The sequence below is a fragment of the Kitasatospora albolonga genome (assembly GCF_039535905.1).
GTDB lineage: Bacteria > Actinomycetota > Actinomycetes > Streptomycetales > Streptomycetaceae > Kitasatospora > Kitasatospora albolonga.
Map to the genome: position 1 here is coordinate 1 of NZ_BAAAYB010000085.1, position 12073 is coordinate 12073.

Sequence of the window (12073 nt, forward strand, 5' to 3'; positions counted from 1 at the left end):
CCCCTGCCCCGTCCGAGGCCGCGGCAGCGGTCGACATCCTGGTGACCCGTGGTCAGGAGGCCCTGCGGGAGTACGCGGGCTTCACCCAGGAGCAGGTCGACCACATCGTCAAGAAGGCTTCGCTGGCCGCGCTGGCCGCGCACACCCGGCTGGCGGTGATGGCGGTGGAGGAGACCGGGCGCGGGGTGTTCGAGGACAAGGCCGTGAAGAACATCTTCGCGTGCGAGCACGTCACCCATTCGATGGCGGACATGAAGACCGTCGGGGTGGTGCGTCGGGACGAGATCGACGGGATCGTGGAGATCGCCGAGCCGGTCGGCGTGGTCGCCGGCGTCACGCCCGTCACCAACCCGACCTCGACCACCATCTTCAAGGCGCTGGTGGCGCTGAAGACCCGCAACCCGATCGTCTTCGGCTTCCACCCCTCGGCGCAGGGCTGTTCCGCCGAGGCGGCCCGGATCGTCCGGGACGCGGCGGTCGCGGCGGGGGCTCCGGCGCACTGCGTGCAGTGGATCGAGCAGCCCTCGATGGAGGCCACCGGCGCGCTGATGAACCACCCGGGGGTGGCGACCATCCTGGCCACCGGCGGGAACGCGATGGTGAAGGCGGCCTACTCCTGCGGCAAGCCGGCCCTCGGGGTCGGCGCCGGGGAACGTGCCCGCGTACATCGAGAGGAGCGCGGACCTCAAGCGGGCCGTCAACGACGTGGTGGTCTCCAAGTCCTTCGACAACGGCATGATCTGCGCCTCCGAGCAGGCGGTGATCCTGGATGTCGAGATCCGTGACGCTGCGATCCAGGAGTTCCGCAGACTGAAGGCCCATCTCGCCACTGGTGAGGAGAAGATCCTGCTGGAGCGGCACCTGTTCGGCGTCGGTGAGGACCGCAACTGCGCGGGGGCCAAGCTGAACGCCGCAGTGGTGGGTCGCTCCGCCGCGCAGATCGCCGATGCAGCCGGGTTCTCGGTTCCCGCCGACACCTCCGTCATCCTGGTGGAAGCGGAACACGTCGGGCCGGACGAGCCGTTGACGCGCGAGAAGCTCTGCCCGGTGCTCGCGGTGCTCACCGCCGATTCGCGTTCACGTGGGGTCGAACTCGCCGTTGCCATGGTGGAGTTCCACGGGCTGGGCCACTCGGCGGCCGTGCACACCGAGGACGAGGCCTTCGCCGAGGAGTTCGGACACGCCGTCAAGGCCTGCCGGGTGATCTGGAACGCGCCCAGTTCGCAGGGCGGGATCGGCGACGTCTACAACGCCTTCATGCCCTCGCTGACCCTGGGCTGCGGCAGTTACGGGGCCAACTCGGTCTCCGGGAACGTGACCGCGCTGAACCTCGTGAACATCAAGCGGATCGGGCGGCGCAACACCAACATGCAGTGGTTCAAGATCCCGCCGAAGGTCTTCTTCGAGCGCAACTCCGTCAAGTACCTGGCCGACATGCGCGGTGCCCGCAAGGTGGTCATCGTGACCGACCGGACCATGGTGGAGATCGGGCACGTGGAGCGGGTGCGGAGCGTCCTGGCCCGCCGCTCCGAGCCGGTCGAGGTGCGGGTGATCGACTTCGTCGAGCCGAACCCGAGCATCGACACGGTGGAGAAGGGCGCCGAGCTGATGCGCGGCTTCCGGCCGGACACCATCATCGCGCTGGGCGGCGGCTCGCCGATGGACGCGGCCAAGGTGATGTGGCTGATGTACGAGCACCCCGAGACGGTCTTCGCGGACCTGAAGGAGAAGTTCTTCGACATCCGCAAGCGCGCCTTCACCTTCCCCGACCTGGGTGAGAGGGCCAAGCTGGTCTGCATCCCGACCACCTCGGGCACCGGTTCGGAGGTCACCCCGTTCGCGGTGATCACCGACTCGGCCACCGGCCAGAAGTACCCGCTGGCGGACTACGCGCTGACCCCGAGCGTGGCCATCTGCGACCCGGCGCTCACCACGAACCTGCCGAAGGACGTGACCGCCGACTCCGGCTTCGACGCGCTGACGCACTGCATCGAGACCTACGTCTCGGTCTACGCCAACGACTTCACCGACGGGCTGGCCCTGCAGGGCATCAAGCTGATCTTCGAGAACCTGGAGCAGGGCCGTCACCGACGGCCCGAACAGCCCGGTGGCCCGGGAGAAGATGCACAACGCCGGGACCATCGCCGGGATGGCCTTCGGCTCCGCCTTCCTCGGCGTGGTGCACGCGATGGCGCACACCCTGGGCGCCACCTTCCACGTCGCGCACGGCCGGACCAACGCGATCCTGCTGCCGCAGGTGATCCGCTACAACGGCGCGGCCCCGTCCAAGGTGACCAGCTGGCCCAAGTACCGGAGCTACGTGGCCCCGGAGCGGTTCCAGGCGATCGCGAAGATGCTCGGCCTGCCGGCCGGGAGCCCGGAGCAGGGCGTGGAGTCGCTGGCGCGGGCGGTCGAGGAGCTGCGGGCCAAGGTCGGCATCCCGGACTCCTTCAAGGCGGCGGGGGTCGACGAGGCGTCGTTCCTGGAGGCGCTGCCGCAGCAGGCGATGTACGCCTACGAGGACCAGTGCGCCCCGGCCAACCCGCGGATGCCGATGATCGCCGACATGCAGCAGCTGATGCGGCAGGCCTACTACGGCGACCGGGTCTGAGACCGGCTGAGGCCCAAAGTCCCTACGAATCAGGACCTTCCGAGCCCATGTGACTTTGTGAATGGATTCACAATGTACACGTAGGGCTCGGAATCCAAGAGCGGGAGCAGCAGACATGAGCACCCAGCACATCGAGAAGACGGCCGCCGGCGCCTGGGCGGGCTTCAAGGGCGGGCTGTGGCGTGACGCCATCGACGTCCGTGACTTCATCCAGCAGAACTACACCCCCTACCTGGGCGACAGCTCCTTCCTGGCCGGGCCCACCGAGCGCACCACCGCGGTGTGGAAGGCCATCACGGACAAGTTCCCCGAGGAGCGCGCCAAGGGCGTCTACGACGTCGCGTACGACATCCCCTCGACCATCACCGCGCACGCCCCCGGCTACATCGACCGGGACAAGGACCTGATCGTCGGCCTGCAGACCGACGCCCCGCTGAAGCGGGCGATCATGCCCAACGGCGGCTGGCGGATGGTGGCCGGCGCCCTGGAGACGTACGGCTACCCGGTCGACCCCGGGCTGGAGAAGGTCTTCACCGAGTACCGCAAGACCCACAACGCCGGGGTCTTCGACGCCTACACCCCCGCCATCCGGGCCGCCCGCAAGGCCGGCATCGTCACCGGACTCCCCGACGCCTACGGCCGCGGCCGGATCATCGGCGACTACCGCCGGGTCGCGCTCTACGGCGTCAACCGGCTGATCGAGGCCAAGCTGGCCGAGAAGGCCGAGCTGGACGCCGCCCCGACCGAGGCGGCGCTGCTGGAGGAGACCATCCGCGAGCGCGAGGAGCTCTCCGAGCAGATCCGCTCGCTGGGCGAGCTCAAGCAGATGGCGGCGGGCTACGGCTACGACATCTCCGGCCCCGCCACCAGCGGACGCGAGGCCATCCAGTGGCTGTACTTCGCCTACCTGGCGGCGGTGAAGGAGCAGAACGGCGCGGCGATGTCGCTGGGGCGCACCTCCACCTTCGTCGACGTCTACCTCCAGCGGGACATCGCCAACGGGGTGCTGACGGAGGAGCAGGCCCAGGAGCTGGTCGACGACTTCATCGTCAAGCTGCGGATCGTCCGCTTCCTGCGCACCCCCGAGTACGACGAGCTGTTCTCCGGCGACCCGACCTGGGTGACCGAGTCGATCGGCGGCGTCGGCGAGGACGGCCGCCCGCTGGTGACCAGGACCTCGTTCCGCTACCTGCAGACCCTCTACAACCTCGGCCCGGCCCCCGAGCCGAACATGACGGTCTTCTGGTCCCCGCAACTCCCCCAGGGCTTCAAGGAGTTCTGCGCCCAGGTGTCGATCGACACCTCCAGCGTGCAGTACGAGTCGGACGAGCTGATGCGCCCGCGCTTCGGCGACGACACCGCCATCGCCTGCTGCGTCTCGGCCATGGCGGTCGGCAAGCAGATGCAGTTCTTCGGCGCCCGGGTGAACCTCGCCAAGACCCTGCTCTACGCGGTCAACGGCGGCCGGGACGAGAAGTCCGGCGCCCAGGTCGGCCCGGCCAGCGGTCCGATCACCTCCGAGGTCCTGGACTACGACGAGGTGATGGCCCGCTTCGACCAGCAGATGGAGTGGCTGGCCGAGACCTACGTCCACGCCCTCAACGTCATCCACTACATGCACGACCGCTACGCCTACGAGCGGATCGAGATGGCGCTGCACGACCGCGCCGTCCGCCGCACCATGGCCTGCGGCATCGCCGGCCTCTCGGTGGCCGCCGACTCGCTCTCGGCCATCAAGCACGCCAAGGTCACCCCCGGTGCGGGACGAGAGCGGCCTGGTCACCGACTACCTGATCGAGGGCGAGTACCCGGCCTACGGCAACAACGACGACCGGGTGGACTCCATCGCGGTCTGGCTGGTCGAGGAGTTCATGAAGAAGGTGCGCAAGCACCCGACCTACCGCAGCGCCGAGCACACCCAGTCGGTGCTGACCATCACCTCCAACGTGGTCTACGGCAAGAAGACCGGCAACACCCCCGACGGCCGCCGGGCCGGCGAGCCGTTCTCCCCGGGCGCCAACCCGATGAACGGCCGGGACGCGCACGGCTACGTGGCCAGCGCCCTCTCCGTCGCCAAGCTGCCCTACGAGCACGCCGAGGACGGCATCTCGCTGACCAACACCGTCACCCCCGACGCGCTCGGCCGCACCCCCCAGGAGCGGGTGCGCAACCTCGCGGGCGTCCTCGACGGCTACATGGCCTCCAACGGCTTCCACATGAACGTCAACGTGCTCAACCGCGACACGCTGCTGGACGCCATGGAGCACCCGGAGAACTACCCGCAGCTGACCATCCGGGTGAGCGGATACGCCGTCAACTTCGTCCGGCTGACCCGCGAACAGCAGCTCGACGTACTCAACCGCACCTTCCACGGCTCGCTCTAGGCAGGAGATCCCGTCATGGCCGTCACCCTCGGAACCGAGATCCCCGTCGGCGCGCTCACCGGTGCGCTCACCGGCTCGGTGCACTCCTGGGACCTCTCCACCGGTGTGGACGGCCCGGGCACCCGGTTCGTCACCTTCCTGGCCGGGTGCCCGCTGACCTGCCTCTACTGCCACAACCCCGACACCATGAAGATGCGCAACGGCAGGCGCACCACCGCCGACGCGGTGGTGGCCGAGGCCGCGAAGTACACCACCTTCATCCGCGCCTCCGGCGGCGGCGCCACCATCAGCGGCGGCGAGCCGCTGCTCCAACCGGCCTTCGCCGGCGAGCTGTTCCACCGCTACAAGCACGAACTCGGCCTGCACACCGCCCTGGACACCTCCGGCTTCCTCGGCGCCCGGGCCACCGACAAACTGCTGGCCGACGTCGACCTGGTCCTGCTGGACATCAAGTCCTGGGACCGCGAGCTCTACCGCAAGGTCACCGGACGGCCGTTGGAGCCCACCCTGGACTTCGCCCGGCGCCTCGCCGACCTCGGCAAGGAGGTCTGGGTCCGCTTCGTGCTGGTGCCCGGGCTGACCGACCCGGTCGACAACGTCGAAGGCGTGGCCGGCTTCGCCGCCTCACTGGGCAACGTCACCCGGGTGGACGTACTGCCCTTCCACAAGCTGGGGGCGGCCAAGTACGAGGCCCTGGGCCAGGACTTCGCGCTCGCCGACACCCCCTCGCCGACCCCCGAGCAGGTGGCCGCCGCCCGCGGCGTCTTCACCCGCCACGGCCTCAACGCCGTCTGACGGCACCACAATTCAAGAAGGAGAACCCCGATGACCACCGCAGTGCCGCGCCGCCGCCGCAGGGCCGACGACCCCGACGAGCACCCCGGCCGACCCCGCCGGGTGGTCGGGCCGGTCCCGGCGATGGACGGCCGGACGCCCACCGCGCACGACCTGCTGCTGCTGCACTGCCCCTCCTCCCTGCGGCGCACGGTCTCCGGCGGCGAGCCGCTGCCCACCTGGGCCCGCACCCTGCTGCGCGGCAACCCCTGGGTCACCGTCCGCCGTGCCCCGGCCATCGCCGGCCTCTCCCCCACCCGGGTGCACTGCACCCGGGACGGCTCGGCCACCGCCGAGAGCTGGATCCCGGTCGCCCTGCACGGCCCCCGGCCGGACCAGCGGGTCGCCGCCTACGCCCCCCGCTCGGCCGTCGCCCTCACCCTCGCCCCCGAGCAACTCCCGGACCGTCTCGCGCAGTTGCCCGAGGACCGGCAACTCGGAGTGCCCGCCCTGGCGGCCCTCCCGGAGGCCGGCGCGGTGGTCGAGAGCTACAACCTCAGCTGGGGCCCGATCGGCGCCGTCGGCTGCGAGCTGGCCACCGGCGTCCCGGTCACCACCCTCGACAGCCCGCTGCGCCTGCTGCTGCGCAGCCCGCTCCCGTTCAGCCGCCGGGACGCCCTGCTGCTGCGCCGCAGGCTGCGCAAGCTCCCGGTCTGGGTCGAGGCCGAGCTGGAGACCCGGCACGGCTCCGTCTCGCTGGCCGAGTACTCCACCTCCCCGCAGTTCCTCACCCTGCACACCCCGGACGGCCCGAAGCTGGTCGGCGACCCCTGGTTCCCCCGGCAGCTGCGCAGCGCTTGACGGGCATGCGGTCAGGCGTGGTGGCAGGCGACTCCGTCGGTGAGCGGCGGGGTCGTCTGCTCGCACACCGGGTGCTTCTCCGGGGGGAGTTCGGCGTAGAGCGGGCAGCGGGTGCGGAAGGCGCAGCCGGTGTGGCGTTCGGTCGGGGAGGGCGGGTCGCCGGGGAGCAGGGTGCGGGTACGGGCGCGTTCGGCGGCCGGGTCGGGGAGCGGGACGGCGGAGCGCAGGGCCCGGGTGTAGGGGTGGCGGGGGTGGTCGAGGACCTCGGCGACCGGACCCTCTTCGACGGTGCGGCCGAGGTACATCACGCTGACCCGGTCGCAGAGGTGGCGGATCACCGAGAGGTCGTGCGAGACGAACAGGTAGGCCAGGCCGAGTTCGGCCTTGAGCTGCTGGAGCAGGTTGAGCACGCCGGCCTGGACCGAGACGTCCAGGGCTGAGACCGGTTCGTCGAGGACCAGGAGCTTGGGCTCGACGGCCAGGGCCCGGGCGATGGAGATCCGCTGACGCTGGCCGCCGGAGAACTGGTGCGGATAGCGGCCGGCGTGGGCCGGATCCAGGCCGACCTGGCGGAGCAGCTGGGGGATCCGACGGTCGATCAACTCGCGCGGGGCGCGCTGGGCGAGCAGGGGTTCGGCGATGATGTCGCCGACCGGCTGGCGCGGGTCGAGGCTGGCCATCGGGTCCTGGAAGACGATCTGCACCTCGCCGCGCAGGCGGTGGGCGTCCGCCTTGGTGAGGGTGGCGGTGTCGTGGCCGAGCAGTTCGATCCGGCCGGCCTCGGGGGTGGTCAGGCCGAGCAGTTCGAACAGGGTGGTGGACTTGCCCGAGCCGGACTCCCCGACCAGGCCGAGGGTCTCCCCGCGCCGCAGGTCCAGCTCGACGCCGTCCACCGCGTGCACCGAGCCGACCCGGCGCTTGAAGACGGTGCCCTTGAGCACCGGGAAGGTCTTGGTCAGGCCGGTGACGGCGAGCACCTGCTCGCGCTCCTCACGGGGCGTCAGGTCGGGCTCGGGCAGCGGCGGGACGGGGTAGACCTCCTGCGGGGCCGGGCGGGTCCCGGCCAGGAAGTCGGCGCGCAGGCAGGCCGCGAGGTGGTCGCCGTCGCCGGTGAGCGCGGGCTCCTCGGTACGGCAGCGGTCCTCCACCAGCGGGCAGCGGTCGGCGAACGGGCAGCCGCCGCCGAGCGTCCCCGGGGCGGGTGGCTGGCCGGGGATCGGCACCAGGGCGCCGCGGGCGCCGTCCAGCCGGGGCACCGCGCCGATCAGGCCGAGGGTGTAGGGGTGGCGGGGGTGGGCGAAGAGCTCGTCCACCGGGGCGGTCTCCACCACCCGGCCCGCGTACATCACGGCGACCCGGTCGGCCATCCCGGCGATCACGCCGAGGTCGTGGCTGACCAGCACCAGGGCCGCGCCGGTCTCCCGCTGGGCGGTGCGCAGCACGTCCAGCACCTGGGCCTGGATGGTGACGTCCAGGGCGGTGGTGGGCTCGTCGGCGAGCAGGATGTCCGGGTCGTTGGCGATGGCCATGGCGATCATCGCGCGCTGGCGCATGCCGCCGGAGAACTCGTGCGGGAAGGAGTCCAGGGCCCGGCGGGGGTCGGGGATGCCGACCAGGTCGAGGAGTTCGGCGGCCCTGGTACGGGCTGCCGCCCGGTCCAGCTTCTGGTGCACCCGGATCGCCTCGACGATCTGGTCGCCGATCCGGTAGACCGGGGTGAAGGCGGAGAGCGGGTCCTGGAAGACCATCGCCACCTTGTTGCCGCGCAGGCCCGCGAGTTCACGGCTGGGCAGTCCGACCAGTTCGCGGCCTTCGAGGCGTACGGAGCCCTTGACCCGTGCGGCACCCGGCAGCAGGCCGAGCACGGCCAGCGCGGTCACCGACTTGCCGGAGCCGGACTCGCCGACGATCCCGAGGGTCTCCCCGCGACGCAGCGTCAGGTCGACGCCCCGGACCGCCGGCTGAGAACCGAAGTCGACGGCGAGGTCGGCGACTTCGAGCAGAGGGGTGGTCACTGGGAACTCCGGGAGGTGGGGTCGAGGGCGTCGCGCAGGCCGTCGCCGATCAGGTTGACGGCGAGGACGAAGAGGACCAGCAGGGCGGCGGCGAAGTAGAACAGCCAGGGGAAGACCGGGGCCTGGTCGGTGCCGGCGGCGAGCAGGGTGCCGAGCGAGACGTCGGGGGCGCGGACGCCGAAGCCGAAGTAGGAGAGGGCGGCCTCGCTCATCACGGCGCCGCCGACGGTGATGGTGGCGTCGGTGATCAGGAAGGAGGCGACGTTCGGCAGGATGTGGCGCAGGATGATCCGCAGGGGGTGGACGCCCATGAAGCGGGCGGCCCGGACGAACTCGCGCTCGCGCAGCGAGCGGGTCATCGAGCGGACCACCCGGGCGGTGATCATCCAGTTGAAGACGGCCAGCAGGACGACGAAGGCGATCCAGCCGGAGCCCTTCAGCCGGGGCGAGATGATGGTGATGATCAGGAAGCTGGGGAAGACCAGCATCAGGTCGACCAGGAAGGTCAGGCAGCGGTCCGCCCAGCCGCCGAAGTATCCGGCGCAGGCGCCGACCAGGCCGGCCAGCACGGTGGAGAAGACCGCCACCAGCAGGCCGATCACCAGGGACTTCTGCAGGCCCCGGACGGTCTGCGCGAAGACGTCCTGGCCGAGCCCGTTGGTGCCGAACCAGTGCTGGCCGGACGGCGGCTGGCGCAGCGCGGTGTAGTCCGGAGCGGCGTAGTCCCAGGGCGTCAGGTACGGGCCGAGGAAGGCCAGCAGGAAGAGCAGCAGCACCGTGACGGCGCCGATCACGACCCCGCGGGCGGCCAGCAGGCGGCGCAGCACCAGGCGGGAGCGGCCTGCGGGGGCGGCCGGTTCGGCCGGGGCGAGCGGGAGCACGGCAGTCATCAGGACCTGACCCGGGGGTCGAGGGCGGCGGTGAGCAGGTCGGCCAGGAAGCCGGAGGCCAGCACCACCACCGCGGCGAACAGGTTGACCGCGACCACCGAGTTGATGTCCTGCTCGTTGATCGCCTGGATGAACCACTCCCCCATGCCGTGCCAGCCGAAGATGGTCTCGGTGAAGGCGGCGCCGGTGAAGATGCCCAGGAAGCTGTAGGCGAACATCGTGGTCATCGGGATGATCGCGGTCCGCAGCCGTGCTTGAGCAGGGCCTGACGCTGGTCAGGCCTTGGCCTCGGCGGTCCGCAGGTAGTCGGAGCCGAGCACGTCGAGCATGGTGGCGCGCTGGTAGCGGCTGTAGACGGCCAGGCCGCAGAGGGCCAGCGAGAGGGTGGGCAGCAGCAGGTGCAGGCCCAGTCGGCCAGGTGGGCGCCGATGCCGCCGGTCAGGCCGGGGGTCTCGTAGCCGGTGAACGGGATCACCTCGTGGCCGGCCGCGTCCTTGGCGGCGATCGCGCCGTTCTTCAGCAGCAGGGCCAGCAGGAAGACCGGGGTGGAGAGCAGCACGAAGGAGGTGAGGGTCAACGCCCGGTCGGAGAAGCGGTACTGGCGCACCGCGCCCCAGACGCCGACCGCGACGCCGAGCACCATGCCGAGCAGGCTGCCGACCAGCAGCAGCCGCAGCGAGACCCAGATCCGCCGGCCGAAGTCCTCGTTCACCGAGGTGTCGTGGATGGTGCGGCCGAGGTCGGCGTGGAACACCAGGCCCTCGGCCCAGGTGCCGAAGCGCTCCACCACGGGGGTGCGGTCGTTGATGTTCAGCTCGGTCAGCTGGCGGTCCACCGAGGCGGCGGAGGGGCGCGGCTGCTTGGCCTCGAAGTAGGCCCGGGGGCCGAGCGCGGCGCTGGCGAGCGCGTAGGCGAGGAAGACGGCGACGACCAGCAGGACGGCGTGGTAGCCGAGCCGCTTGGCTATGTAGCGGATCACCGCGCACCACCGGAGCCGGGTCTCGGCACCCTGGATGACATGACGAATTACCTTTGTTCTGAGGTGGGTTGGATCAGTGTTCCAGCGCACTACGAAGTGCACGTTGCCGCCGTATTGCGCCACGTGTCGGTCTGATCAGGTGTGGACGAGACCCCCTGGTAGAAGCACTGATCCGCTGTTACGTTCTGCTGGCCGAACACCGCTTGGCTGCCCACGTTCAACTCCCGCCACACCTGGCGGCACCCAAAATCTCTATCTCCCGGGGGAACCCCATGGACTCCATCACCAGCACCCGCCTACGCCGTCTCGCCGTGCTCGCCGCCGCCGTGGCGCTCGCCGTCACCGGCTGCAGCTCGGCCGGCTCCGGCTCGGGTGGCGACGTATATACACGTGAGTGATCTCTCTCTTTCGTGAGAGAGATCACTCACGTGTGATATACGTCGCCACCCGAGCCGGAGCCGGCCGAGCTGCAGCCGGTGACGGCGAGCGCCACGGCGGCGGCGAGCACGGCGAGACGGCGTAGGCGGGTGCTGGTGATGGAGTCCATGGGGTTCCCCCGGGAGATAGAGATTTTGGGTGCCGCCAGGTGTGGCGGGAGTTGAACGTGGGCAGCCAAGCGGTGTTCGGCCAGCAGAACGTAACAGCGGATCAGTGCTTCTACCAGGGGGTCTCGTGTCCACACCTGATCAGACCGACACGTGGCGCAATACGGCGGCAACGTGCACTTCGTAGTGCGCTGGAACACTGATCCAACCCACCTCAGAACAAAGGTAATTCGTCATGTCATCCAGGGTGCCGAGACCCGGCTCCGGTGGTGCGCGGTGATCCGCTACATAGCCAAGCGGCTCGGCTACACGCCCGTCCTGCTGGTCGTCGCCCGTCTTCCTCGCTACGCGCTCGCCAGCGCCGCGCTCGGCCCCCGGGCCTACTTCGAGGCCAAGCAGCCGCGCCCCTCCGCCGCCTCGGTGGACCGCCAGCTGACCGAGCTGAACATCAACGACCGCACCCCCGTGGTGGAGCGCTTCGGCACCTGGGCCGAGGGCCTGGTGTTCCACGCCGACCTCGGCCGCACCATCCACGACACCTCGGTGAACGAGGACTTCGGCCGGCGGATCTGGGTCTCGCTGCGGCTGCTGCTGGTCGGCAGCCTGCTCGGCATGGTGCTCGCGTCGCGGTCGGCGTCTGGGGCGCGGTGCGCCAGTACCGCTTCTCGACGGGCGTTGACCCTCACCTCCTTCGTGCCTGCTCTCCACCCCAGGTCTTCCTGCTGGCCCTGCTGCTGAAGAACGGCGCGATCGCCGCCAAGGACGCGGCCGGCCACGAGGTGATCCCGTTCACCGGCTACGAGACCCCCGGCCTGACCGGCCGGCATCGGCGCCCACCTGGCCGACTGGGGCCTGCACCTGCTGCTGCCCACCCTCTCGCTGGCCCTCGGCGGCCTGGCCGTCTACAGCCGCTACCCAGCGCGCCACCATGCTCGACGTGCTCGGCTCCGACTACCTGCGGACCGCCGAGGCCAAGGGCCTGACCCAGGCGTCAGGCCCTGCTCAAGCACGGGC

At 70.5% G+C, this 12073-nt stretch carries 5 protein-coding genes and 3 pseudogenes; 5 read left to right on the forward strand and 3 right to left on the reverse strand.

Features of this window, described 5'->3' with window-relative positions:
- The 4 genes and pseudogenes from adhE to ABD946_RS20850 form a co-directional block, all read left to right on the forward strand.
- Window positions 1–2611, forward strand: a pseudogene (gene adhE / locus ABD946_RS20835) (bifunctional acetaldehyde-CoA/alcohol dehydrogenase); the annotation flags it as partial.
- Window positions 2612–2726: 115 nt separating this feature from the next.
- Window positions 2727–4995: pseudogene (gene pflB / locus ABD946_RS20840) on the forward strand (formate C-acetyltransferase).
- A 15-nt stretch (window positions 4996–5010) separates the two neighbouring features.
- Window positions 5011–5790, forward strand: a complete 780-nt coding sequence (gene pflA, locus ABD946_RS20845) for a pyruvate formate-lyase-activating protein (RefSeq protein ID WP_345285759.1) — start codon at window positions 5011–5013, stop codon at window positions 5788–5790.
- 30 nt (window positions 5791–5820) lie between these two features.
- A complete protein-coding gene (locus tag ABD946_RS20850) occupies window positions 5821–6630 on the forward strand; it encodes a phosphoribosyl-dephospho-CoA transferase MdcG domain-containing protein (protein WP_345285761.1) in 810 nt (269 codons plus the stop codon).
- Between the two features lie 11 nt (window positions 6631–6641).
- Here ABD946_RS20850 and ABD946_RS20855 read toward each other — a convergent pair whose 3' ends face one another.
- The 3 genes and pseudogenes from ABD946_RS20855 to ABD946_RS20870 all read right to left on the reverse strand — a co-directional run bounded on the left by ABD946_RS20855 (window position 6642) and on the right by ABD946_RS20870 (window position 10514).
- Window positions 6642–8645 carry a dipeptide ABC transporter ATP-binding protein gene (locus ABD946_RS20855; RefSeq protein ID WP_345285763.1) on the reverse strand — a complete coding sequence of 668 codons (2004 nt, stop codon included), beginning with the start codon at window positions 8643–8645 and terminating at the stop codon, window positions 6642–6644.
- On the reverse strand, window positions 8642–9535 hold the full coding sequence (locus ABD946_RS20860; RefSeq protein WP_345285753.1) for an ABC transporter permease: 894 nt from the start codon (window positions 9533–9535) through the stop codon (window positions 8642–8644). Before ABD946_RS20860 ends, ABD946_RS20855 begins: the two co-directional genes overlap by 4 nt.
- Window positions 9535–10514: pseudogene (locus tag ABD946_RS20870) on the reverse strand (ABC transporter permease). The gene ABD946_RS20860 and the pseudogene ABD946_RS20870 overlap by 1 nt, the downstream one beginning before the upstream one ends.
- Before the next feature lie 821 nt (window positions 10515–11335).
- On the opposite strand from ABD946_RS20870, the gene ABD946_RS20875 reads away from it, so the two are divergent.
- The gene (locus ABD946_RS20875; protein ID WP_345285768.1) at window positions 11336–11797 is read left to right on the forward strand and encodes an ABC transporter permease family protein; all 462 of its coding nucleotides are present in this window, start codon (window positions 11336–11338) and stop codon (window positions 11795–11797) included.
- Window positions 11798–12073: the final 276 nt, after the last annotated feature.